Raw genomic sequence first — 24,257 nt, 5'->3', positions numbered from 1 at the left:
GGGTTCACCGGGGCCGATCTTCCTTCGGCTCAGTGGGTGAGACATGGAGTTGCCACGCAGGGTCGTCAACGGGGCGTCAGAGACGGCTGATAGCGTCTGCGCCTTCGGAGGCGATCACCGACCGGGTGCTCGCCAGGGGAGGGCACGCCCCGGGCGTGCCGGAGAGCCAGGGGCAAGGTGGCCCGTAGCAGGCACCGCAGAAGGAAGTCACTGATCGCGTACGGGGCCGGGGCGGCCGTGCTGGCCACCGCCGCGACGTACGGGACGATCGCGCTGGCGTCGCCGTCGAGCGGCTCCAGCACCACCGCGCAGGCCGGCAGCCACGCGCTGCAGGACGCCTTCGCGTCCGCCGCGCAGGAGTACAAGGTCCCGCAGAGCGTTCTGATGGCCGTGTCGTACCGGCAGACGCTCTGGGACGCCCACGGCGGCAAGCCGAGCGCGACCGGCAACTACAACGTCATGGGTCTCACCCAGGTCAACCCGTCGGACCTGGTCACGCCGACGACCGACGAGAAGCTCGCCGAGCTGAACCTCAGCGGCGACCCGGCGGTCTCCAAGCACTTCGACGCCAAGCGCGCGCTGGCCTCGGTCCACAACGACGTGAACACCGCGGACCCGCGGCTGCACACGCTGGACGAGGCCGCGAAGCTGACCGGCACGTCCGCGGACGACCTGAAGACCGACTCCGAGCAGAGCGTCCGGGGGGCCGCGGCACTGCTCGCACAGTACGAGAAGGACTCCTACGGCTCGCTGCCGGCGAGCCCGGGCAACTGGTACGGGGCGATCGCCCGCTTCAGCCAGTCCCCGGCCGCCGGCGGCGCCGACCAGTTCGCGCAGCGGGTGTACCAGACGATCCGCACCGGTGTGAGCCGGGTCACCGACGACGGCCAGCAGGTCACGCTGGCCGCCGATCCGTCGGTGAAGCCCGTCAAGCCGGCGAAGACGCCGCTGGCGGCCCAGGCCGACGCCACGACCGCCGCGGTGACGGCCGACTGCCCGTCCGGCCTGAGCTGCAACTACGTGCCGGCCGCGTTCGGCAAGGACACGGACACGCCGCCCACCATCGAGGGCAACTACAACCCGGCGAACCGGCCCGCCAGCGGCGAGGACATCCGGTACATCGTCATCCACGACATGGAGGGGTCCTTCGAGGGCTCCATCCAGGAGTTCCAGAACCCCGCCGCTGTCGCCAGCGCCCACTACCTGGTCGCCGAAGACGGCCGGGTGACGCAGATGGTGCAGACGAAGGACGAGGCGTGGCACGCGGCCAACAAGACCGTGAACATGCACTCGATCGGCGTGGAGCACGAGGGCTACGCCATGAAGGCCGGCAGCTGGTACGCCGAGCCCGAGTACGACTCCTCGGCCGCGCTGGTGAAGTACCTGGCGAACAAGTTCGGCATCCCGCTGGACCGGCAGCACATCATCGGCCACGACGAGGTCCCGGGCGTCCTGGACACGCTGGTGTCCGCGCAGCACTGGGACCCGGGACCGTACTGGGACTGGAACCACTACATGGCGCTGCTCGGCCGCCCCGAGGGCGACCAGGGCGCCGGCGGTCCGGTGCGCACGGGTGAGCTGGTCCGGATCGTGCCGCCGTACACCACGGCGAACGAGCCGAAGCTGACCAGCGGCGGCACGGCGTTCGCCGCCCACCCGGCGAACTTCGTGTACCTCTACACCAGCCCGTCCACCACGGCCGCGCAGCCGAACGACCCGTACCTGTCCTCGTCGACCCTGGCCACCGAGGGTTCGAACTGGGAGAACAAGGCCGTCGCCGGCAGCGAGTACGTCGTGGCCGGCACGTCGGGACCGGACTGGACGGCGATCTGGTACAGCGGCCAGAAGCTGTGGTTCCACAACCCCGGCGGGCAGTTCACCGCCCCGGTCGCCAGCACCAGCGTGATCGCCCCGGCCGGAACGGCCGCGGTCCACGTCTACGGTCGCGCGTACCCGGAGGACGCCGCGTACTCCGGCACCGGTGTCTCCGTCCAGACGAAGAACGACGACTACCTGACGAAGTACTCGATCCCGGCCGGCCAGGCGTACGCGCAGGCCGGACCGGAGAAGGTCGGCGACTACTACAACGGCGGCACCTACGCCGGCACCGCCGCGGGCGACCGCACGCTGGTCACCGGCACCGACCAGTTCTACCCGATCCAGTACAACCACCGGATCGCCTGGGTGAAGGCCTCGGACGTCAAGCTGGTCGGCTCCACCGCTCCGGACCCGGGCACCACCCGCACGAACATGCTGGGTCGGGACGCGTCCGGCGTGCTGTGGCAGTACCAGGGCACGGGCAGCGCCACCTCGCCCTACTTCACGCGGTTCAAGGTCGGTGCGGGCTGGCAGGTGTACAACACGCTGGTGCCGATGACGGAGCTGAAGGCGAACGGCACGGGTGACATGGTCGCCCGGGACACCTCCGGTGTCCTCTGGTACTACCAGGGCAGCGGGAACCCGTCGGCGCCGTTCAAGGCCCGGCTCAAGGTCGGCGCGGGCTGGGGCGCCTACAACACGATGTCCGGCGTGCGGGACGTGACCGGGGACGGCAGGCCGGACCTGGTCGCGCGTGACTCCTCGGGCGTGCTGTGGCTCTACCAGGGCACCGGCACCCCGGCGACGCCCTTCAAGGCGCGCGTGAAGATCGGCGCGGGCTGGGGCGCGTACAACTCCCTGGTGGCGCTGGGCGACTTCACCGGCGACGGCAAGGGCGACATGCTCGGCCGGGACGCGTCGGGCGCGCTGTACCTCTACACCGGCACCGGTTCGGCGACCGCGCCCTTCGCGGCACGGGTGAAGATCGGCACCGGCTGGCAGATCTACAACGCCATGGTCGGCCCCGGCGACATGTCGGGCGACGGCAAGCCGGACCTGATCGGCCGCGACTCCACCGGCGCCCTGTGGTTCTACAAGGGCACCGGCTCCGCCACCGCCCCGTACGCCGCCCGCGTCAAGGTGGGCACGGGCTGGCAGATATACGGCCTCCTGGTCTGACGCACGACCGGCACGACCGGCACGACCGGCACTCGGTCTGACACCGAAATGGCAGCAACCTGACAGCGACACGGCCGCCCGTCCCGATCCCCGGGACGGGCGGCCGTCGCGCGTCGCGGTGCGCTAGGGTCGGCTCATGTTCGCGCCGATGAACCAGAACTGGTGGTGGCCCCCTCTCCGGGCGGCCCACTGAACCTCGCGCGCGACGACCGCACTCGCGAAGGCCGCCCCTCAGGGGCGGCCTTCGGCGTTTCCCGGGCCCGGCCGCCCCTTCCGTCCACGGGACCACCGGAAGGACCACCGACGTGTCTGTCACCCCGGCCCAGCTCGTGAACCGCCTGACCACGGACGGCTGCCCGCCGTTCGCCCTGCTGCACCGCAGGACCCCCGGCCGCCCCGAGGGGGTGGTGGAGGTGCTGCTCGGGCCGGTGATGACGGCCGGCACGCTGTCCGGCATCCCGCTGCCCGCCAGCGCCCCCGGCGCGGGCGGCCCGGCCCTGGACGCCCTCGCGCTCGTCCCCTTCCGGCAGATCCGCGAACGCCGCTTCGACGTCCGGGACGACGGCACCCCGCTGGCCGTCCTGCTGCCCGAGGAGGCGTACGAGCTGCCGCTGGACGACCTGGCGGCCGCGCTGCCGGACGACGAGGTGCGGGTCGAGGGCGGCGCCTTCGACGTGGACGACGACACCTACGCCGGAATCGTCGAGCGCGTCGTCGAGGACGAGATCGGCCGCGGCGAGGGCGCCAACTTCGTCATCCGCCGCACCTTCCGCGGCGCGGTCCCCGGCTACGGTCCGCGGGCCGCGCTCGCGCTGTTCGGCCGGCTGCTGCGCGGCGAGCGCGGCGCCTACTGGACGTACGTGGTGCACACCCCGCAGCGCACCCTGGTCGGCGCGAGCCCCGAGGTGCACGTGCGGATGTCCGGCGGGACGGTCGTGATGAACCCGATCAGCGGCACCTACCGCTACCCGGCACAGGGTCCGTCCGCCGAGGGCCTGCTGGCCTTCCTGCACGACCCGAAGGAGGTGGAGGAGCTGACGATGGTCGTCGACGAGGAGCTGAAGATGATGTGCACCGTCGGCGACCTCGGGGGCGTGGTGGTCGGCCCGCGGCTGAAGGAGATGGCGCACCTCGCGCACACCGAGTACGAGCTGCGCGGCCGGTCCACGATGGACGTGCGGGACGTGCTGCGGGAGACGATGTTCGCGGCGACGGTCACCGGCTCGCCGGTGCAGAACGCCTGCCGGGTCATCGAGCGCTACGAGCCGGCGGGTCCGGACGGCGCCGGCCGCGGCTACTACGCGGGCGCGCTGGCACTGATCGGCCGGGACGCGGGCGGCGCGCAGACCCTGGACTCGCCGATCCTCATCCGCACCGCCGACATCGCGCCGGACGGCGGACTGCGCGTGCCGGTGGGCGCGACGCTGGTGCGGCACTCCGACCCGCGGGCGGAGGTCGCCGAGACGCACGCCAAGGCCGCCGGGGTGCTCACCGCGCTGGGCGTGGTCCCGGCGCCGGCCGCGGCCGCCCGGGAGCCGCGGCCCCGGCTCGCCGACGACATCCGGGTGCGGGCGGCGCTGGACGCCCGCCGGGCGCACCTGGCGCCGTTCTGGCTGCGCATGCGGACCGGTCCGGTGGCGGCCGGGGACGCGGTGCTCTCGGGGCACGCCCTGGTGGTGGACGGCGAGGACACCTTCACTGCGATGCTCGCCCACCTGCTGCGCTCCTGCGGACTCGCGGTGACGGTCCGGCGGTTCGACGATCCCGGGCTGCGGGAGGCCGCGCTCGCCCACCGGGGGCCGGTGGTGCTGGGGCCCGGCCCGGGCGACCCGGCCGACACCGCCGACCCGAAGATGCGGCTGCTGCGCGGACTGGCCGCGGAGCTGGTGGCCGGGCACCGGCACGGGCTGCTGGGAGTGTGCCTGGGCCACGAGCTGATCGCCGCCGAGCTGGGCCTGGACCTGGCCCGCAAGGCGAACCCGGCGCAGGGCGCCCAGGAGCGCATCGACTTCTTCGGCCGCCCGGAGACCGTCGGCTTCTACAACACCTTCACCGCCCGCTGCGACGAGGCCACGGCCAGCGAACTGGCCATGCATCAGGTCGAGTTGAGCCGGGACCCGGCGACCGGTGACATCCATGCGATGCGCGGTCCCGGCTTCGCGGGGGTGCAGTTCCACCCGGAGTCGGTGCTGACGCTGGACGGGCCCGCGCTGGTCGCCGAGGTGCTGGCCGGGGTCACCGTGGGCTGAGCGCCGTGCTGCCCGGCGGGGGCCGACCGGTCCTCCCCCGCCGGGCGGACGGAAGCCGTGCGCCCCGGTTCCGCCGGGCGGGCGCCCGGCGGTTCAGGCGGTCTCGCCGAACTGGCTCGCGTCCAGCACGGGCTCCGCGCGGACCGGCTCGGCCAGCACCGGCCCGATCAGCATGGTGATCGCGGTGATCATCGCGTACTCGTCGGCGGTGCCGTCGACCACGAGGTCGGCGACCGCGCGGGAGGGCGCGACGTGGGCGGCGTGCCGCTCCCGGCCGGTCATCAGGTAGTTGCGCAGCGACAGGGCCGGGTCCTGCCGCTGCACCTCGATCTTGCGCAGGATCTTGCGGGCCAGCCGGATGTCGTCGGGGGTGTCGACGTAGACCCGCCAGGTGGCGCGGGCGGTGACCACGGGCAGGGTCAGGGCGAACAGGCCCTCGACGACGACCAGCCGGTGCCGGCCGGGCGACGCGACGGCGCGGTCGATGGCGTCGGCGACCGCCGTCTGGTCGATCGAGCCGGGATGGTTCCAGTCGAGGATCTCGGCGCCGGTCGCCGACAGCGTCCGCACCCCGCGCAGCGGATCGTGCGCGGGGACGTAGAAGTCGTCGAGCCGGACCAGGGCCACGGTCTCGGGGTGGTGACGCACCAGGGCGTCGGCCAGCGTGGACTTGCCGGACGCGGTGCCGCCGGCGACGGCCAGGACACGCACGCGGTGTCCTCCCACAACACCCGTCATACGGGCGCTCCTCATGTGCTCAAAAAGGGGATGGCGAAAGGGGGAACGAAGCCGCCGGGCCTGCGGGCCACCGGATCGGGTGGAGGGAGGATAGGTCGCGGGGATCAGCTACGGCAAGCGGAGTGGGTCAAGGGGGCGGCAAGGCGTTTTCCGGCACGCTCCGAAGTGCCCGGCCGGCGTCGCGGGAGGCCGTCCGCGGCTACCCGAAGAAGACCCCCGCCTCCTGGTAGAGGGCGGGGTCGACGGTCTTGATCCGGGCGGTGGCGTCGCCGATCGGCACCCGCACGATGTCGGTGCCGCGCAGCGCGACCATGGTCCCGAAGTCGCCGTCGCGGACCGCCTCGATGGCGTGCAGCCCGAAGCGGGTGGCGAGCCAGCGGTCGAAGGCGCTGGGGGTGCCGCCGCGCTGGACGTGCCCGAGCACCGTGGTCCGCGCCTCCTTGCCGGTGCGCTTCTCGATCTGCTTGGCCAGCCACTCGCCGATCCCGGACAGCCGCACATGGCCGAACGAGTCCAGCGTGCCGTCCTTGAGCACCAGGTCCCCGTCGAGGGGCATCGCGCCCTCCGCGACGACGACGATCGGCGCGTAGCGGATCTTGAACCTGCTCTCCACCCAGGCGCACACCTGGTCGAGGTCGAAGCGCTGCTCGGGGATGAGGATGACGTTGGCGCCGCCGGCCAGGCCGGAGTGCAGGGCTATCCAGCCGGCGTGCCGGCCCATCACCTCGACCACCAGGACCCGCATGTGGGACTCGGCGGTGGTGTGCAGGCGGTCGATGGCCTCGGTGGCGATGTTGACCGCGGTGTCGAAGCCGAAGGTGTAGTCGGTGGCCGACAGGTCGTTGTCGATGGTCTTGGGCACGCCCACGCACGGCACGCCGTGGTGCGCGGACAGTTCGGCGGCCACCCCGAGGGTGTCCTCGCCGCCGATCACGACGAGGGCGTCGACCTCGTTCTCCGCCAGGTTCCGCTTGACGCGGTCGACGCCGCCCTCGGTCTTGAGGGGGTTGGTGCGCGAGGAGCCGAGGATGGTGCCGCCGCGCGGCAGGATGCCGCGGACGGCCGGGATGTCGAGACGCACGGTGTCCCCTTCGAGGGGACCGCGCCAGCCGTCGCGGAAGCCGGTGAAGTCGAACCCGTACTCCTGGACGCCTTTACGGACGATGCCGCGGATGACCGCGTTGAGGCCGGGGCAGTCTCCGCCGCCGGTCAGGACTCCGACCCGCATGGACTCTTCCCTTCGTCACAAGCCAGCTGTGCCGGAATGTGCAACCTCCGCCAAGCTAGCGTGACTTGGGTCACATGTCGCCGCCCGTGCGGGCGTCGTCGTCACCGTCCAGACCGCGCTCGATCGCGTATCGGACAAGCTCCACACGGTTGTGCAACTGGAGCTTGCCGAGGGTGTTCTGCACGTGGTTCTGCACGGTGCGGTGCGAGATGACCAGGCGGTGCGCGATCTGCTTGTAGCTCAGCCCCTTGGCGACCAGCCGCAGCACCTCGGTCTCCCGGTCGGTCAGCCGGGGGGCGGCCGCCTCGTCCGGCGCGGCCGACGCCGGCGGCACGGTCGCGAGCCTGCGGTACTCGCCCAGCACCAGCCCGGCCAGGCCCGGCGTGAACACCGGGTCGCCGACCGAGGTGCGCCGCACGGCGTCCACGAGCTCGGCGCGGGCCGCGGACTTCAGCAGATAACCGGTCGCCCCGGATTTGACCGCTTCCAGTACGTCGGCGTGCTCGCCGCTGGCCGACAGCACCAGCACCCGGACCGCCGGGTCGTGCGCGACCACGTCCTTGCACACCTGCACCCCGGACGCGCCCGGCAGGTTGAGGTCGAGCACCAGCACCTGGGGGCGGGCCGCACGGGCCCGCCGGACCGCCTCCGGGCCGTCGCCCGCGCTGGCGACCACCTCGAACCCGGCCTCGGCCAGGTCGCGGGCGACCGCGTCCCGCCACATCGGATGGTCGTCGACGACCATCACCGTCACGGGCTTCTCGTGCCCGGTGCTGCCGGCCGTGCCGACCGTCATCGCATGCCTCTTCCGTCGGCGTCCGTGAGTGCCTGCCCCGATTCTCCCGCGCCACCCGTCACAACCGCGGGCGGCCGCTCCGCGGCCCGGCGCGGCAGCCGCAGCTCCACCTCGGTGCCCTGACCGGGGACGGACACCAGGTCGGCGTCGCCGCCGAGGTCCCGCAGCCGGCCGCGGATGGACTGGGCGACGCCGAGCCGGCCCTCGTCCTCGGCGGCCGCCAGCCGGCCCTCGGCGATGCCGGGCCCGTCGTCGCGGACCGAGACCAGCACGGCGTCCGGCTCGTCCTCGACCAGGATCCAGGCGTGCGCCTGCTCGCCGGCGTGCCGCCCCACATTGTCCAGCGCGGCGCCCACGGCCGCGGCCAGCTCCGCGGCGGCGTGCGGCGGGAGCAGCACCGGGGTGCCGGGCGCGGACACGGTCACCCGCGCGGAGGCGTACCGCGCCAGCAGGGCCCGCAGGTCGTAGGGGCCCGCCGGGCCGCCGGCGTCGCCGTCCGCGCCGCGCGGGCCGGGCGGCGTCGCGCTGATCAGGGTGCGCAGCGCGGCCTCCTGCTCCCCGGCGAGCCGGCCGAGCTCCGCGGCCTCTCCCCCGGCCTGGTCGCCGCGGCGCTGGACCATCGCCAGCACCTGGAGCACGCCGTCGTGGATGTCGCGGGCCAGCCGCTCGCGCTCCCGGGTGGCCGCCTCGATCTGCAGGGCCCGCGCCAGGGTCCGCTCACTGGCTCGGGCCACCTCGACGACGTAGCCGATGGCGATGCTGGCCACCCACACCAGGATGACGTTGTGGACGGTGTCGCGGCCGGGGCTGCCGCGCTCGATCAGGTCGGCGGCGGCCACCAGGGTGGACGCGGCGGCCGCCCACCGCCAGCCGCCCTTGACCGCGAACGCCAGCACCGAGCCCGCCGTCCATATCGACGGCAGCGTGAACGCGCCGGAGTCGATCCGCGCGGCCGTGTCCACATAGCCGGTCAGCAGGATGCCGGTGACCGCGACGGTCAGGTCGAGGGCCAGGAAGGCGCGGGTGCACCGCTCGGCGTTGCTGACCCGCCCGGCCGTGGCCGCCGTCCACCCGGCGAGCACGGCGATGTAGACGCCGGCCGGCAGCGGGTGGCGCAGGGCGCCGTAGGCGTGGACGTACAGGGCGACCGCGTAACCGGCGGTCAGCACCCGGTACGCGAGCAGGGCACGCCACAGCGGCTGCTCCACCGACATCCGCACGGGCATGCGGTCCTCCCCCTCCCCCTGGGCGCCGGCCGGCGGCCGGCCGCGCCGTCAGGATCCCGACGGCTCCGCGGCCCGCTTGGCCGCCTCGGCGATCTGCCGCTTGGCGGCGGTGGCGTAGATGTCGACGTACTCCTGCCCGGACAGCCGCATGATCTCGTACATCACCTCGTCGGTGACCGACCGCAGGATGAACCGGTCGTGCTCCATGCCGTGGTAGCGGCTGAAGTCCAGCGGCTTGCCGATCCGGATGCCCGGGCGGATGGAGAACTTCGGCATCACCTTGCCGACCGGCTGCACCTTCTCGGTGTCGATCATCGCCACCGGGATGACCGGCGCCCCGGACGCCAGCGCCACCCGGGCCAGCCCGCCGGGCTTGCCGCGGTAGAGCCGGCCGTCCGGCGAACGGGTGCCCTCGGGGTAGATGCCGAACAACTCGCCGCGCTCCAGCACCGCCAGGCCGCTCTTGATGGCCGCCTCGCCCGCGCCGCGCGCCCCCGAACGGTCCACCGGGAGCTGTCCGACGCCCTTGAAGAACGCCGCGGTCAGCTTGCCCTTGATCCCGGGCGAGGTGAAGTACTCGGCCTTGGCGATGAAGGTGACCTGGCGGTCGAGCACCGCGGGCAGGAAGAAGGAGTCGGAGAAGGACAGATGGTTGCTCGCGAGGATGGCCGGGCCCTCCTCGGGAATGTGCTCCAGGCCCTCGACCCAGGGGCGGAACGCCGCCTTGATCGGGTGGCCGAGGACGATCTTCATCGCGCCGTAGAACAACCCTGCCTCCTGTTTCCGACGCAAAGACCTTAACGCCACGGGCGCGCACTTCCGGCCCGCGGCGGGCCCGGATGAGCGCGCACGTCGGATGGGGCTTACCGCTTGGTACGGGTCCCGCGTACGCTGAAGCTCCGTACTTGCGTGTACCCGGATCCGCGCCCGCGAACAGGAGAACCACGGTGCCGCTCATGCCCGGAGCCGAACCGTACCGCCACGAAGGCGGCGACACCGGCGTCCTGCTCTGCCACGGCTTCACCGGTACGCCGCAGTCGCTGCGGCCCTGGGGCGAGTACCTGGCCGCACGCGGGCTGACCGTCTCACTGCCGCTGCTGCCCGGACACGGCACCCGCTGGCAGGACCTGCAGGTGACCGGGTGGCAGGACTGGTACGCCGAGGTGGACCGGGAGCTGCGGGTGCTCTCCGAGCGCTGCGCCCGGGTGTTCGTCTGCGGCATGTCGATGGGCGGCGGGCTGGCGCTGCGGCTGGCGGAGAAGCACGGCGCGGCGATCAGCGGCGTGGTGCTGGTGAACCCGTCGGTGAAGGCGGACAGCATGCAGCTCAAGGCGGTCCCGGTGCTGCGGCACGTGGTGCCGTCGGTGGCGGGCATCGCCAGCGACATCGCTCTGGAGGGCGCCGCCGAGGTCGGCTACGACCGCACCCCGCTGCACGCGGTCCACTCGCTCAGCCGCTTCTGGAAGATCGTGCAGGCCGGGCTGCCGCAGGTCACCCAGCCGCTGCTGCTCCTGCACAGCCGGGTCGACCACGTGGTGCACCCGTCCAACTCGGCGGTGGTGCTGGCCCGGGTGTCGTCCACCGACGTCACCGAGCGGGTGCTGGAGCGCAGCTACCACGTGGCCACGCTCGACCACGACGCCGACCGGATCTTCTCCGAGTCCCACGAGTTCATCCAGCGCCTGTCCGCCCCGGCGGCGGTCGAGGAAGGCAGGGCAGGTGGCTGACCGCGAGGACGAGGGCGCCGCTCCGCTCGACGAGGAAGCGGCCTGGGCCGCGCTGGTCGCCGGTTTCGACGCGGAGCCGGAGCCCGGCGCCGCGCCCGTGTGGCCGGAGGCGGAGAATGTGGCGGACGAGACGCCGGCCCCCAAGCCGCCTCCGCCGCCGGCCCGCAGCGTCGTCGTCCATCCCGTGATCTCCGGCCCGCGCAACTACGAGCTGGCGGAGGACGACGAGGACGACCACTTCGTCCCGCCCGAGCCGCCGCCGCTGCCCGAGGCCGACGTCACGACCAAGTTCGCCTGGATCGCGGTGATCGGCGGCCCGCTGCTGCTGCTGGCGTTCGTGCTCTTCCAGCTCGAGATGACGTGGTGGGCCATCCTCGTCGGCGTCGGCGGCTTCCTCGGCGGCTTCGCCACGCTGGTCGCGCGAATGCGCACCGGGGACGAGGACGACGACGATCCGGGCGGCGGCGCGGTCGTCTGAGCCCGGCCGGTCGAGGCGGGCCGGGGCGGAACGGGCCGGGCCGGGGTCAGGCCGGAGCCGGTCCGGTCTGTCAGGGGCCGGGTCGGGGGACGGTCAGGCCGAGGCGTCCGCAGCGGGGACGCGGAGTGCGGCGAGCACCGGGAGGTGGTCGGTCGCGGCGTGCAGGTCGGCGTCGCTGACGCCCGGCAGGCCCTGGGGCACCCCGCAGCCCAGCACCTCGATCGACGGCGTCGTGAAGATCGCGTCGATGCGCTGGAACGGCGGCCGGGTGTTGGTGACCTCGCCGCCCCACGGTTTCACCGCGTGGGCGTCCCGCAGGACCGCCGCGATCCGGCCGAAGCCGGGGCGGTCCGGCGGCTCGTTGAAGTCGCCGCCGAGGACCACGTGCGGCTCGCCCATCGCGCGCACCCGGTCCAGGACCAGCTTCGCCTGGTCGTAGCGCTCGGCCGGGCTGAGGCTGAGATGGGTGCTCACCGCGGCCAGCCGTGCCCCGCCGATCCGGAGCACGGCGGTGGCGAAGCCGCGCCGGTGCAGGCCCGGCGTGCGCGGCATCAGGCTGTCCTCGGTGCGTTCGACGTGGGCCCGCAGGCCCGCCAGGATCATCGGCCCGGTGGTCGTCGCACCCCCGGTCACATAGACCAGCCCGGTGGCTTCGGCCAGGCGCACCGCAGCCTTCTGCCACCGGAAGAACCGCGGAGCCTCCTGGATCAGCACGAGGTCGGGGGCGCAGGCGCGGATCACCCGGGCCAGCGCCGCCCTGTCGTCCCGCAGGGAGCGGATGTTGTAGCTGAGCACGCGGACGACCGCCGAGCCCTCCGACTCGCTGGCAGAACCCGGCAGATCCTCCACGGTGCGCTGCGCCTTTCCCTCGTCGCTGGTCCGCCCGGGCCGGACCCGGCCCGGGGCGAAGGCCGGCGGGCCCGCCGGCTCTTCGGCTGCTTCGGTTGCTCGCTTCTTCGGATCTTCGGTTGTCCGGCGGTGCGGTCGTCCGCCGGTGCGGCCCGTCAGCCCTGGCGCGCCAGGTCGGCCGCTCCGACGAGACCGGCCTTGCCGCCGAGCTGCGCCGCCAGCACCTGGGCGTGCGGGCGCCACTCGCCGCCGATCAGCCACCGCCGGAACGACTTGCGGATCGGGTCGAGGACCAGTTCGCCCTCGTCCGAGACGCCGCCGCCGACGATGAACGCCGACGGGTCGAAGAGCGAGGCGAGGTCGGCCAGTCCGGCGCCGGCCCAGCGGGCCAGCTCGCGGAAGGAGTCGATCGCGACCTTGTCGCCCTGCCGGGCGGCCGCGCTGACGTGCCGGCCCTCGATGCCGTCGGGGGTGCCGTCGCCGAGGCCGAGCAGCACCTCCGCGTTCTCCGGGGTGGCGTGGGCGCGCTGCCGGGCGTAGCGGACCAGCGCGCGGCCGGAGGCGTACTGCTCCCAGCAGCCCTGGCTGCCGCAGCCGCAGAGCAGGCCGTCGGGCACCACGCGGATGTGGCCGAACTCGGCGGCGACGCCGAACCGTCCGCGGCGGAGCTTGTTGCCGATGATGATGCCGCCGCCCAGACCCGTACCGAGTGTGATGCAGATCACATCGGAATGACCCTGTCCGGCGCCGAAACGGTACTCGCCCCACGCCGCCGCGTTGGCGTCGTTCTCCACCACCACAGGGAGCTCGACCCGCTGCTCGACCTTGTCCTTGAGTGCCTCGTGCCGCCAGTTGATGTTCGGCGCGAAGAGAACCGTGGCGCGCTTGTCGTCGACGTAACCCGCCGCGCCGATGCCGACCGCTTCGATCTGGTGACCCGTGCTGACCTGGCGAACCGCCTCGACGATCGCGTCCACGACGCCTTCGGGAGTCGACGGAGTCGGCACCTTGACCGTCTCGAGAATCGACCCTTCCTCGTCGACCACTCCAGCCGCGATCTTGGTGCCGCCGATGTCGACGCCGATGGTGAGTCCCATGTGTCCCTCAGTTTTCGGTCGTTCCCCGCTAAGAGAACCGTACCGGAGGGGAGGTCAGTCGAGGTCGATGTGTTCAGCGGTTGAACGCGAGGAGCGGTCGCCGGACGTCCAGCGGGCTTCCGCGGAGGCGACCGCGGACCGGTAGGCCGCCAGAAGTTCGGCTCCGGCGCTCGCCAGGTGCTCGAAGACATCGGGGTTGCGGTCCACGATGGGTTCGACAACGGAACGCACCTGGGACGCCACGGACTGGGCGGCCATCTGCACCGCGGGGTTGTTCAGCGCGGCCAGCCGGTCGGTGACGGCCTCGCCGACCGCCTCGGCGAGCCGGCGCAGCTCGTCGGCCGCGCTGCCCGGGGCCTCCCCGGCCTGCGCGCGCCGCCGGGCGTGCTCGGCCGCGATGTCCTCCGCGCTGGCCTTCGCCCACGCGTCGGCGTCGGGACGGTCCGTGGCTTCGCTCATGATCGGCTCCAAACACCCGCGACGGTTCTCCCTCGGGGACCGAGGGCCCCCCACCGACGGTACCTGCTTTCGCGGGCGTACCCGCCGGCCCGGCGGCGAGGACGCGGCCGCGGAGCGGGCTCAGCACGCCGACGAAGCCGGGGAAGACGAAGCCGGGAAGCTGCGGACGCCGAGACCGCCGCGAACGCCGAGACCGCCGGGAAGCTGAGGACGCCGGGAACGCGGCGACTGGGACGCGGTGCGCTACCGCGGCCAGAGGTCGGGGTCGGGGGTGAACCGCACGGACAGGGCGCCGTCGCGCAGGGCGGCGCCGGCCACCGCGCAGCGGCGCAGCGCGGACGGCAGCGGCACGATCCGCCGGAACCCGCCCGCGTCGACGACCAGTTCGTCCCCGCGGCGGACCAGGTCCAGGCCCTCGCGGCCCGCGCCGGGCAGCGGCAGCGACCACAGGAAGTGGCCGTCGGCGCCGAGCCGGTCCTCCACCGTCCACGGCTCGGGCGGCCGGTGCGGCGCCGGGGCCTGCGGTCCGGGGACGTCCACCGGCACCGCGAGGCCCTCCTCGACGCCCTGGGGCGGCCGTCCCAGGTGCGCGCGCTCGTACAGCGGGACGCCGTCGGTCGCGCACTGGTCGGCGATCAGCTTCAGCACGTCCTGCTGGTGACCGGACAGGCCGGCCAGGAACGGGTCGGCCGAGCCGGTCGGCAGGACGCGGTTGGCGACCACCCCGGCCAGCCGGTGGCCGAACAGCGCGAGACCGGTCCGCGCGCTCCGCAGGACGGCCTCCGCCGTCGCGTCGGGCGCCACGACGACAGCGGCCGCCGTGGCCGGGTCGTCGATCACGGTCTGGACCGCGCCCAGTTCGGCGTCCGCGCGGGCGGCCGCCTCGAACGCCCACTCCGCGGGCATCGGCACCCCGGCGAGCTGGGCCAGCACCGGCCGCAGCGCGCGGGCCGCCTGCCGGTCGGCCGGCAGCAACCGCCGCAGGTAGCGCCGGAGTTGCTCGGGCAGGGCGAGCAGCCGGACCGCCTCGGCCGCCGGCGGCAGATCCACCACGACGAGGTCCCAGGCGGCCTGCGGGCCGCGCGCCTCACGCAGCGCCCGCAGCACGGCCAGGGCGCCCGCGCCCGGCAGTTCGGTCAGCTCCTCGGGGTCGAGCGGCGCGGCGCCCAGCATGCCCAGCAGGCTGCCGATGCGGTCCTGCAGGTCCAGCGCCCCGGCGCGGTAGGCCGCCGCCGGGTCGGTCCTGGCCACGTACAGGCCGTCGACGCCGTCCACGGAGTACGGCTGCGGCAGCCCGGTGGCGGTGGTGCCCGCGGTCTCCTGCCCGGCCGGCGGGAGCAGCGGGTCGAGCACGGCGCCGCTGGCGGCGGTCAGCAGCAGGGTGTGGGTGCCGGCGCGTGCGGCGGCGGCCGCGGTCGCCGCGGCGACGCAGGTCCGGCCGGCACCGCCCGCACCGGTGACGAGCAGGGTGCGGACGCCGGTCAGCGCGGTCACGCGGTCAGGCCGGTTCGCCGGCGGCACCGGCGTCCTGCTGGGGCAGCGGGGTCTCCACCCGCTTCTTCAGCCCGGCCAGCGCCCGGTCGATGATGACCTTCTCCGCCTTGCGCTTGATCATCCCGAGCATGGGGATCTTGACGTCGACGGTGAGCTGGTAGGTGACCTGGGTGCGGACGCCGCCGTCCAGCGGGACCAGCGCGTACGAGCCGTCGAGGGTGCGCAGCATCTGCGACTTCACCAGCGACCACTGCACCTCGTTGTCACCGACCCAGGTGTACGCCAGGGTGTGGTCGTCCTTGATCGCGCCGGCGTCGAGCAGCAGCCGGACCTGCTCCGCGCGGCCGGCCGGGTCGGTGGCCAGCACCTCGGCCTCCTTCACCTCGCCGGTCCACTCCGGGTAGCGGCCGAAGTCGGCGATGACGCCCATGACGGCGGCCGGGGCCGCTTCGATGGTGATGCTGGACCTCGTGTGTTCCGCCATGGCCGTGGCCTCCTGAACCGTGCTGCTGGCTGCAGGTGCAGGCTACCGCGCCCAGGTGTGGCGGCTGTCACCGCGGCGGAGGCGGTGTCACCATTCCAGCGCCCAGGGGGTGCGGGTGTGGTTGAAGTGGCCGACGTTGACACACTCCGTCCGGCCGATCCTGGTGCGGCGCACCAGCGGCTGGTGGACGTGCCCGAAGAGCGCGTACTTCGGCTGGATCGTCCGGACGGCGTCGAGCAGCGCCTGGCTGCCGCGTTCGAACCGGCGCGCCGTGGTGTCGTAGCAGAGCTCGGGGATCGCCGGCGGGATGTGCGAGCACAGCACGTCGACCGGGCCGAGCGCGGCGACCTTGGCGGCGTAGTCCTCCTCGTCGATCTCGAAAGGCGTGCGCATCGGGGTGCGCAGGCCGCCGCCGACGAAGCCGAAGACCCGGCCGCCGATCTCCGCGGTGGCGCCGTCGAGCACGGTGGTCCCCTCGCCGGCGTACTCCGTCCACAGCGACGGAATGTCGACATTGCCGTAGGTGGCGTACGTGGGCGTGGGAAAGGCCGCGAAGAGCTCGGCGTACTGCTTGCGCACCGCGGTCTCGATGGCGGCGCGCCGGTCGATGCCGGCCCACAGCTCCCGGTCGAGGGCGCGGGCGTCGTCGAACCTCCGCGCGGTGCGCAGTTCGACCATGCGGTCGGCGTTGGCCACGCCGAACAGGTCGGGGAAGATGCCGCGGGAGTGATCCGCGTAGTCGAGGAAGAGCACCAGGTCGCCGAGGCAGACCAGGGCGTCGGCGCCGTCTCCGGCCCGGGCCAGTGCCTCGGCCGCGCCGTGGACGTCGCTCACCACATGCACCCGCATACCGTCACCCTATAGCGGGCACCTTATGGGGGGTCATCCCCGGCCTGGGGGCGCCCTGGTCTACCCTTCCGCAAGCGGCGCGCCGAGCCCGCCCGCCCGGACTTCCGCCGGTGTGTGATGCTGAAAACATCTGCACCGGCCCCCCTATCGCCGGAGCTTTACCCATGGGTAACGTCCAGGCCGTCCTACTTCCCTCCGGGTGCGCCGTGGCACCGATGAGGAGCAGCTGCCTTGCGTGAGTTCAGCCTTCCGGCCCTGTACGAGGTCCCCGCGGACGGAAACCTGACGGATCTGATCCACCGCAATGCCACGCAGCATCCCGACGTCCCGGTGCTCGGCCGCAAGGACGCCGCCGGGCACTGGCAGGACGTCACCGCCGCCGCCTTCCTCGCCGAGGTCCGGGCCGCGGCCAAGGGCCTGATCGCCTCGGGCGTGCAGCCCGGTGACCGGGTCGCCCTGATGTCACGGACCCGGTACGAGTGGACGCTGCTGGACTTCGCCGTCTGGAGCGCCGGGGCGGTCACCGTGCCGGTCTACGAGACCTCGTCCGCCTCCCAGGTGGAGTGGATCCTCGCCGACTCCGGCGCCGTCGCCGTGGTGGTGGAGTCCGCGGCGCACGAGGCCGTCGTGGAGTCGGTGCGGGTCCGGCTGCCGCACCTCAAGCACGTGTGGCGGATCGACGGCGGCGCGGTGGACGCGCTGAACGCCTCGGGCACGGACGTCTCGGACGCGGTGGTCGCCGACCGCGCCGCCTGGGCCAACGCCGACGCGCCCGCCACGATCGTCTACACCTCGGGCACCACCGGCCGCCCCAAGGGCTGCGTGCTCAGCCACCGAAGCTTCTTCGCGGAGTGCGGCAACGTGGTGGAGCGCCTCGCGCCGCTGTTCAGGACCGGGGACTCCTCGGTGCTGCTGTTCCTGCCGCTGGCGCACGTCCTGGGACGGCTGGTGGAGGTGGCGGCGATGATGGCGCCGATCCGGCTGGGCCACGTGCCCGACATCAAGAACCTCACCGACGACCTGCAGGGTTTCCGGCCCACCCTGATCCTCGGTGTCCCCCGGGTGTTCGAGAAGGTCTACAACACCGCGCGCGCCACCGCCCAGGCCGGCGGCAAGGGGAAGATCTTCGACAAGGCGGCGGCGACCGCGATCGCCTACAGCCGGACGCTCGACGCCCCCGGCGGCCCGTCGCTGAAGCTGAAACTCACTCACAAGGTCTTCGACCGGCTGGTGTACAGCCGGCTGCGGGCGGTCCTCGGCGGCCGCGCCACGCACGCGATCTCCGGCGGCGCCCCGCTGGGCGACCGCCTCGGCCACTTCTACCGCGGCATCGGCTTCACCGTCCTGGAGGGCTACGGACTCACCGAGTCCTGCGCGGCCACCGCGTTCAACCCGTGGGACCGCACCAAGATCGGCACCGTGGGCCAGCCGCTGCCCGGCTCCACCGTCCGGATCGCCGACGACGGCGAGGTGCTGCTCTACGGCGAGCACCTGTTCACCGGCTACTGGAACAACGACGCGGCGACCGCGGAGGCGATGGCCGACGGCTGGTTCCACACCGGTGACCTCGGCTCGCTGGACCAGGACGGCTATCTGGCCATCACCGGCCGCAAGAAGGAGATCATCGTGACGGCGGGCGGCAAGAACGTCGCGCCCGCGGTGATCGAGGACCGCATCCGGGCGGAGGCGCTGGTCGCCGAGTGCATGGTCGTCGGCGACGGCCGGCCCTTCGTCGGCGCGCTCATCACGCTCGACGAGGAGTTCCTGCCGCGCTGGGCCGAGCAGCACGGCAAGAGCGGCCGCACGGTCGCCGAACTGGCCGCCGACCCGGACCTGCTGGCCGCTGTGCAGCGCGCGGTGGACGAGGGCAACGCGGCGGTCTCGAAGGCGGAGTCGGTCCGCAGGTTCCGCATACTGGCGACGCAGCTCACCGAGGAATCGGGGCATCTGACGCCGTCGCTGAAGCTGAAGCGGAACGTGGTCCTGCGTGACTTCGCCGACGACATCGAGTCGCTCTACCGCGCGTAGAGGGCCCGGCGCGGGGTTCGGGCCCGGCGCGGGGTTCGGGACCCCGGGTGGTCCGGAACGCAGGCCCGGCGCCTCGTGCCGCGGGCCCCTGCCCCGGGCTCGCGCCCAGGGCCCCCCGCGGGGTGCCCGGAGGTCAGAGCAGCGACTTCAGCCGGGTGGCCAGCAGGTCCCAGCGCCAGGCGCGTTCCACCCAGTCGCGGCCCCGCTCGCCCATGGCGCGGCGCAGCTCGGGGTCGCGCAGCAGGGTCAGGACGCGCTCGGCGGCCTGCTCGGGGGAGCCGCCGGGCACCACCCAGCCGGTCTCGCCGTCGAGGACCGCGTCCGGCGCCCCGCCGGAGTCGCCCGCCACGACGGGCAGCCCGGTCGCCGACGCCTCCAGGTAGACGATGCCGAGTCCCTCGACGTCCAGGCCGCCGCGCCGGGTGCGGCAGGGCATCGCGAACACGTCGCCGGCCCCGAAGTGCGCGGGCAGTTCGGCCCACGGCACGGCCCCGGTGAAGACGACGGACCCGGCGACCCCGGTGCGCTCGGCGAGCGTCTCCAGTTCGCCGCGGTACGGCCCGTCGCCGACGATCAGCAGCGCGGCGTCGGGGAACTCCCGCAGGATCCGCGGCAGCGCCAGGATCAGCGTGTCCTGGCCCTTGCGCCGCACCAGCCGCGACACGCACACCACGACCGGCCGGTCGGCCAGCCCCAGCCGGGCCCGGACCGCAGCGCCGCCCGAACCCGGATGGAAGGTCTTCTCGTCGACGCCGGGCGGGAGTTGGACCATGCGGCCCGCCGCCTGCTCGGTCAGCGCGGCGGCGATCCGGGAGCGGGTGTACTCGCCCAGATAGGTGAGGCTGTCGGTGCCCTCGCCGATCCTGCGCAGCAGCCCGCGGCTGCCCGGCAGTTGGGCCCAGCCGGCCTCGTGGCCGTGCGTGGTGCCGACCAGCCGCCGCGCGCCGGCCCTGCGCAGCGCCGGCGCCATCAGCCCGAGGGGCGCGGCGGCCCCGAACCACACCGAGGTGCAGCCGTGTTCGCGCAGCAGCCCAGCGGCGGTCCGGGTCACCCGCGGGGTGGGCAGCAGCATCCGGGTGCGGTCGCGCACCACCGGGAACGGCTGCTCGGCGTCGAACCGCGCGACCTCCGTGCCGTCCTTCCACGTGGAGGCGTAGACGACCACCTGCCCCGGGTCCAGCCGCAGGGCCATGCTGTGCACGAAGGACTGGATGCCGCCGGGGCGGGGCGGGAAGTCGTTGGTGACGATCAGGGTCTTGTCCACGCCAGGTGTCCCTCTGTGGCCGGTGCGCAGGGCTGCCGGCGCTGGTGGCCCGCGCCGGCCGGACGTCGGAGTCTATCCGTCCGCCCCCGCGCCCACGCCGCCGGGCGACGGCCCCCGCGGGGGCCGGTCCGCGGCCGCGTCCCCGGCGTTCACCCGGGCGGACGTGCGGGACCGCGTCCGTACAGGGGTGCGGAGGCGGCGGCACGCATGATGCATACCGTGACCAACACCCGTATCGGCGGTCCCCGCGGTGCCGTCGTCGTCTGGGCCGTCAGCCGCGCCGCCCTGCTTCTCTTCGTGTTCCAGGTGGTCCGCTTCCCGGGCCAGGTGGTGGTGCACGACGTGGCCGACATCTACCGCGGGTGGTACCCGGTGCTGCGCCACGGCGCCTTCCCGGCGCACGACGTGACCTGGCAGTACCCTCCCGGCGCGGCGCTGGTGCTGGTCGCCCCCGGCGCCCTGCCGTTCCTCGGCTACGCGGCGGCCTTCTTCGTCCTGGCCCTGCTGGCCGACGCGGTGGTGCTGGCGGCGCTGCTGCGCGACGCCCGGCGCTCGGGGCGGCTGGCCGGGGTCTGGGTGTGGGTGGCGGGGGTGGCTCTGCTCGGCCCGATCGTCTACGCCCGCTACGACGTGATGGTGACCGCCGTCGCGGTCCTGGCGCTGCTGGTGTTCCGGCGCCGGCCCGCGCTCGCCGGGGCCCTCGCGGGGTTCGGGGCGATGCTCAAGGTCTGGCCGCTGCTGATGCTCATCGGCGCGCCGGACCGGCGCCGCATGCGCCGCTCATGGACGGCCGCGGCCGGCACGATCGCGGTGCTGACCGCGCTGTTCGCCGCCCTGACGCGCAACTCGATGTCCTTCCTCACCTTCCAGCGCGACCGCGGCACCGAGGTGGAGTCGCTGGGAGCCCTGGTCTTCCACGTCGCGCGTCACGCCGGCTGGCACGGCAAGGCGGAGATGCACTACGGCTCGACGGAGTTCCTCGGGCGGCACGTGCACCTGGTCAGCGCCGCGGCTCTGGGGCTGAGCGTGATCGGCATGTGCTGGCTGGCGTGGTGGCGGCTGCGGGCCCGGCGGTTCACCGCGGCCACACCGTACGACGCCGCGTTCACCGCGCTGCTGGTCTTCACCACCACCAGCCGGGTCATCAGCCCGCAGTACATGGTGTGGCTGGTGGGGGCGGGGGCGGTGTGCGCGGCCGCGCGGGGCAGCGTGATGCGGCTCCCGGTGCACCTCACCCTGGCGGCGACGCTCGTCACCACCCTGGAGTTCCCGCTCTTCTTCGACCATGTGACGAAGAGTGACGTCTGGGGGCTGCTGATGCTCGGCAGCCGCAACGGCCTGCTGGTGGCCGCGTCGGTGCTGGCCTGCCGGCGGCTGTGGGCGGCCACCGTGCCGGATCCGGACGCGCTGGGGACGGCGCCGGCCGGCCTGGGCCGCCTGTCGGTGCTCACCCGGCGCTGAACGCCGGTCACCGCACCCTGCCGGGCACGGCGTTCGGGCACCGGGCCGCGGCCGGGCGGTCAGCCGCCGCGGGGCCGCCAGGTACGGGCCAGCCGGATGCGCTCGGCGGGCGCGGGGTGCGTGGACAGCAGCAGGTGCAGCAGCCTCGGCGGGGACGGGTGCCCGACATTGGCCACGGTCAGCCGGCGCTGCATGGCGACGAACTCCGCGGGCGCCGCGGTCAGGTCCAGCGCGTGGACGTCCGCCCGGCGTTCGATGCGCCGGCTCAGCGCCCGGCCCACCGGGCCGGACAGCGCCCCGCCCACCCCGGCGACGGCCGCGAGCAGCCACGCCGACCGCGGGTCCGCGAAGCGCGCGACGCCCGCCGCGTCCAGCAGCGGCTGCCAGGACACCACCGCGGCGAGCACACAGACCCCCGCCGCGGCGCCGGCCGCGCCGAGCACGGTGCCGCGCAGCACGTCGCGGTGCACCACGTGGCCCAGCTCGTGCGCGACGACCAGCTCCACCTCGCGCGGGTCGGCGGTCGCCAGCAGGGTGTCGTAGGCGACGATCCGCCGGGTGCGGCCCAGCCCGGACACGTACGCGTTCAGCGCGGTGGTCCGGCGCGAGGCGTCGGCCACCAGCACGTCCCGGACGGTGACGCCGTCGCGGGCCGCCAGCGCCAGCAGCGCGTCTCGCAGCGGCCCGGCCTCCATCGGCGTGAACCGGTTGAAGAGCGGCTCGAACACCAGCGGCGCCAGGAACGAGAGCAGGACCGTCAGCGCGGCCGCGCCGAGCGCCGCCCACGCCCACCACCAGCGCGTGACGCCCGCGAGGCCGTACAGGGCGAAGAGCGCGCCGAACGCCAGCGGCACGGAGATCAGCAGCCCGCGCAGGCGGTCGACGGCCCAGCCGCCCCAGCCCTGGGTCACCAGCCCGAACCGGGCCCGTTCGACCCGTCCCCGCGCGGCGAAGGGCAGGCCGAGCAGCGTCGGCAGCAGCACCAGCGTCACGGCGGCGCCCGCGACCCGTGGCGCCCACGCGTGACCGAACGCGCCGACGAGCCCGGCGCCGGCCGAGGTCAGTCCGAGCGCCAGGGACAGCGCCAGGGACGCGGCCGAGGCGCCCACCGCCAACGGCCACACCCGGCGGAACAGGTCCCGCCCGCGGGCCGTCTCCTCCGCCGTGAACCCGTCGGCGGTGAGGGGCTCCCCGGCGGCGCTCTCCCCCGCCGCCGCTCCGTCCTGCGTGCTCACGCCAGCTCCTTCCGGACGTACGCCTGCCAGCGCGCGGTGAACTCGGCCGTGGACAGCCCCAGCGCACCGCGCAGGTGCGCGTCCAGGGTGCCGCCCCGGGCCACCGCCCGGTAGAAGGCGGTCAGGGTCTGCGGCGACCACTGGTCGGCGATCATCCGGCAGGCCAGCCAGCTGCCCTCGTACGCCTGGGCCAGCCGGGCCGACCCGGCGCGGAAGTCGGTGTCGGACGGCAGCGCGGCGGGCACGCGTCCCGCCCGGACGTCACCGGCGAGTTCGGGCGCGATCTCGGGGGCGGTGCGGCCCGAGTCGCGGTAGGCCACCCAGTCCGCGGTGCCCTCGGACAGCCACAGCGGGGTGTGGCCGTCGGTGGACCGCCGGGTCGCGACGTGTGTGGTCTCGTGCGTGAAGACCACCTGGCGGCCGAAGTCGGAGAGCAGGCCGAACGCCTCCGGGTTGACGACCACCCGGTCCGCGGGGGCCGCGTTCACACCCGGCTCGCCCGTCGTGACGGCCGCGATGCCGGCGTACGCGGTGGCGCCGACCCCCAGCAGCGAGGCCATCTGGGCCAGCGTGGCCGGCGCCTCGACGACGACCTTGCGGGGCCAGTCGCTCCCCCACGCCCGGGTCACCTCGGGCACCGCGTCGTCCGCGTCGGCGGCGTACCCCCGCAGGGCCTTGTCCGGGGCGAGCCCCAGCACGATGCTGCGCGCGCCGCGCACCACCGTCACCGGGCTCTGGTCCCACAGCTGGACGTCGCTGCGGTGACCGCTCGCCGTGCCGTCACCGTCGTCCGCGAGGTACCAGTGGCCGCCCCGCCGGGTCAGGGTCAGGTACGAGGTGGCCGACACCGGCCGGGTGTCGTAGCCCGCGAGCCGGTAGTCCAGCCGGACCTGGACGGCGGCCTGCCGGGCGCCGTCAGCCGCGGGCGGCAGCGGGAAGGCGCCGGTGCGCACCACCGTGTACGACCAGGCCGCCAGCGGGACGTGCGCGAGGTTGGTGAAGACCTGCTGCTGACGGGCGCGGAACCGCCCGGCCCGCGGATCGATCCCGGCGAGGAAGGCGGTGCGGTCGCGGTGCAGGACGGCGGCGGCGTGCTGGTCGAACAGGTGGCGCAGCGCGGCGTCGGTCGGGGCGGGGGTGGGGTTCGTGCGGGTGTCGCAGCCCGCGAGGGTCGCCAGTAGGGCGAGGGCGGTGAGCAGCGCGGCGAGGACCGCCGCGGGGGCCTGGGCGGCGGCCTTGCGACGTGAGGGGGTCACCGCGGCCATGGCCCCGATCGTAAGGCCCCGCCCCTCCACGGCGTCCGCCCTCCCCGGCCCCGGGGTCCGCCCTGCCCAGGCGATGGCTCCCTCTCTTCGGAAAGAGGGCAACCATCACCCGCCCGCCTGGCGGAGCTGCGAACGGCTGGCCCTGTTCGGCCAGAGGGCAACCATCAGGGGCGTGGGCAACTGCGCGAGCAACCGGCCACCGGCCGGTGGTCCGGAGCGGACCGAACAGCCCCTTCGGAGCGGCCGGCGGAGTGCGGCACGCGTCGTGGCCGCTCGCGCTGCGGGCACCTCCCGGGCGAAGCCTGGGCGACCTCGCGCCTCAGGTGGTGACCG

Annotated in this window: 20 protein-coding genes; 6 read left to right on the top strand and 14 right to left on the bottom strand. The window is 74.1% G+C overall.

Annotated features, from left to right (window positions below; all coding sequences use genetic code 11):
- Window positions 1-177: 177 nt before the first annotated feature.
- Together K7862_RS02680 and K7862_RS02675 are read left to right on the top strand one after the other, a co-directional pair.
- Window positions 178-2,997 carry an N-acetylmuramoyl-L-alanine amidase gene (locus tag K7862_RS02680; RefSeq protein WP_308011810.1) on the top strand — a complete coding sequence of 940 codons (2,820 nt, stop codon included), beginning with the start codon at window positions 178-180 and terminating at the stop codon, window positions 2,995-2,997.
- 305 nt (window positions 2,998-3,302) lie between these two features.
- Window positions 3,303-5,246: an anthranilate synthase family protein gene (locus tag K7862_RS02675; RefSeq protein WP_222960056.1), complete on the top strand. Its 1,944-nt coding sequence runs from the start codon at window positions 3,303-3,305 to the stop codon at window positions 5,244-5,246.
- Window positions 5,247-5,339: 93 nt separating this feature from the next.
- Here the strand turns inward: K7862_RS02675 and K7862_RS02670 are convergent, their stop codons facing one another.
- From K7862_RS02670 to K7862_RS02650, 5 genes are all read right to left on the bottom strand, one after another.
- The gene (locus tag K7862_RS02670) at window positions 5,340-5,984 is read right to left on the bottom strand and encodes a uridine kinase family protein (protein WP_222960054.1); all 645 of its coding nucleotides are present in this window, start codon (window positions 5,982-5,984) and stop codon (window positions 5,340-5,342) included.
- Between the two features lie 199 nt (window positions 5,985-6,183).
- On the bottom strand, window positions 6,184-7,212 hold the full coding sequence (locus tag K7862_RS02665; RefSeq protein WP_222960052.1) for a 6-phosphofructokinase: 1,029 nt from the start codon (window positions 7,210-7,212) through the stop codon (window positions 6,184-6,186).
- Between the two features lie 70 nt (window positions 7,213-7,282).
- Window positions 7,283-8,008: a response regulator gene (locus K7862_RS02660; protein ID WP_222960050.1), complete on the bottom strand. Its 726-nt coding sequence runs from the start codon at window positions 8,006-8,008 to the stop codon at window positions 7,283-7,285.
- Complete coding sequence (gene macS / locus K7862_RS02655) at window positions 8,005-9,234, bottom strand: MacS family sensor histidine kinase (RefSeq protein ID WP_372461484.1); 1,230 nt, start codon at window positions 9,232-9,234, stop codon at window positions 8,005-8,007. Before macS ends, K7862_RS02660 begins: the two co-directional genes overlap by 4 nt.
- Window positions 9,235-9,282: 48 nt before the next feature.
- Window positions 9,283-10,002, bottom strand: a complete 720-nt coding sequence (locus K7862_RS02650) for a lysophospholipid acyltransferase family protein (RefSeq protein ID WP_222960048.1) — start codon at window positions 10,000-10,002, stop codon at window positions 9,283-9,285.
- 179 nt (window positions 10,003-10,181) lie between these two features.
- Between K7862_RS02650 and K7862_RS02645 the strand changes: the two genes are divergently transcribed.
- Together K7862_RS02645 and K7862_RS02640 are read left to right on the top strand one after the other, a co-directional pair.
- Window positions 10,182-10,961 carry an alpha/beta hydrolase gene (locus tag K7862_RS02645; RefSeq protein ID WP_222960045.1) on the top strand — a complete coding sequence of 260 codons (780 nt, stop codon included), beginning with the start codon at window positions 10,182-10,184 and terminating at the stop codon, window positions 10,959-10,961.
- On the top strand, window positions 10,954-11,439 hold the full coding sequence (locus K7862_RS02640) for a hypothetical protein (RefSeq protein WP_222960043.1): 486 nt from the start codon (window positions 10,954-10,956) through the stop codon (window positions 11,437-11,439). The genes K7862_RS02645 and K7862_RS02640 overlap by 8 nt, the downstream gene beginning before the upstream one ends.
- Window positions 11,440-11,532: 93 nt before the next feature.
- Here the strand turns inward: K7862_RS02640 and K7862_RS02635 are convergent, their stop codons facing one another.
- From K7862_RS02635 to K7862_RS02610, 6 genes are all read right to left on the bottom strand, one after another.
- Window positions 11,533-12,288: an endonuclease/exonuclease/phosphatase family protein gene (locus tag K7862_RS02635; RefSeq protein ID WP_222960041.1), complete on the bottom strand. Its 756-nt coding sequence runs from the start codon at window positions 12,286-12,288 to the stop codon at window positions 11,533-11,535.
- Window positions 12,289-12,443: 155 nt separating this feature from the next.
- Entirely contained in the window at window positions 12,444-13,385 is a 942-nt protein-coding gene (locus tag K7862_RS02630; protein ID WP_222960039.1) for an ROK family glucokinase, read from the bottom strand.
- Between the two features lie 54 nt (window positions 13,386-13,439).
- The gene (locus tag K7862_RS02625; protein WP_222960037.1) at window positions 13,440-13,844 is read right to left on the bottom strand and encodes a DUF5304 family protein; all 405 of its coding nucleotides are present in this window, start codon (window positions 13,842-13,844) and stop codon (window positions 13,440-13,442) included.
- Between the two features lie 243 nt (window positions 13,845-14,087).
- Window positions 14,088-15,338, bottom strand: a complete 1,251-nt coding sequence (locus K7862_RS02620) for an ArsA family ATPase (RefSeq protein WP_308011809.1) — start codon at window positions 15,336-15,338, stop codon at window positions 14,088-14,090.
- A gap of 4 nt (window positions 15,339-15,342) precedes the next feature.
- Entirely contained in the window at window positions 15,343-15,822 is a 480-nt protein-coding gene (locus K7862_RS02615; RefSeq protein ID WP_222960035.1) for an SRPBCC family protein, read from the bottom strand.
- 87 nt (window positions 15,823-15,909) lie between these two features.
- Window positions 15,910-16,671 (bottom strand): metallophosphoesterase family protein, encoded by a 762-nt coding sequence (locus tag K7862_RS02610; RefSeq protein WP_222960033.1) that lies wholly within the window; start codon window positions 16,669-16,671, stop codon window positions 15,910-15,912.
- A 231-nt stretch (window positions 16,672-16,902) separates the two neighbouring features.
- On the opposite strand from K7862_RS02610, the gene K7862_RS02605 reads away from it, so the two are divergent.
- The gene (locus K7862_RS02605) at window positions 16,903-18,699 is read left to right on the top strand and encodes an AMP-dependent synthetase/ligase (protein WP_222960032.1); all 1,797 of its coding nucleotides are present in this window, start codon (window positions 16,903-16,905) and stop codon (window positions 18,697-18,699) included.
- A 133-nt stretch (window positions 18,700-18,832) separates the two neighbouring features.
- Here the strand turns inward: K7862_RS02605 and K7862_RS02600 are convergent, their stop codons facing one another.
- Window positions 18,833-19,963, bottom strand: a complete 1,131-nt coding sequence (locus tag K7862_RS02600; RefSeq protein WP_222960031.1) for a glycosyltransferase family 4 protein — start codon at window positions 19,961-19,963, stop codon at window positions 18,833-18,835.
- 210 nt (window positions 19,964-20,173) lie between these two features.
- Between K7862_RS02600 and K7862_RS02595 the strand changes: the two genes are divergently transcribed.
- A complete protein-coding gene (locus tag K7862_RS02595) occupies window positions 20,174-21,424 on the top strand; it encodes a glycosyltransferase 87 family protein (RefSeq protein ID WP_222960367.1) in 1,251 nt (416 codons plus the stop codon).
- A gap of 59 nt (window positions 21,425-21,483) precedes the next feature.
- Here the strand turns inward: K7862_RS02595 and K7862_RS02590 are convergent, their stop codons facing one another.
- Both K7862_RS02590 and K7862_RS02585 read right to left on the bottom strand, forming a co-directional pair.
- The gene (locus tag K7862_RS02590; RefSeq protein WP_222960030.1) at window positions 21,484-22,659 is read right to left on the bottom strand and encodes a M48 family metalloprotease; all 1,176 of its coding nucleotides are present in this window, start codon (window positions 22,657-22,659) and stop codon (window positions 21,484-21,486) included.
- Entirely contained in the window at window positions 22,656-23,924 is a 1,269-nt protein-coding gene (locus K7862_RS02585; RefSeq protein ID WP_222960029.1) for a hypothetical protein, read from the bottom strand. Before K7862_RS02585 ends, K7862_RS02590 begins: the two co-directional genes overlap by 4 nt.
- Window positions 23,925-24,257: the final 333 nt, after the last annotated feature.

The sequence above is a fragment of the Actinacidiphila acidipaludis genome, assembly GCF_019890725.1.
Taxonomy (GTDB): Bacteria; Actinomycetota; Actinomycetes; order Streptomycetales; family Streptomycetaceae; genus Actinacidiphila; species Actinacidiphila acidipaludis.
This window is presented reverse-complemented; position numbering and strand designations above follow the sequence as displayed.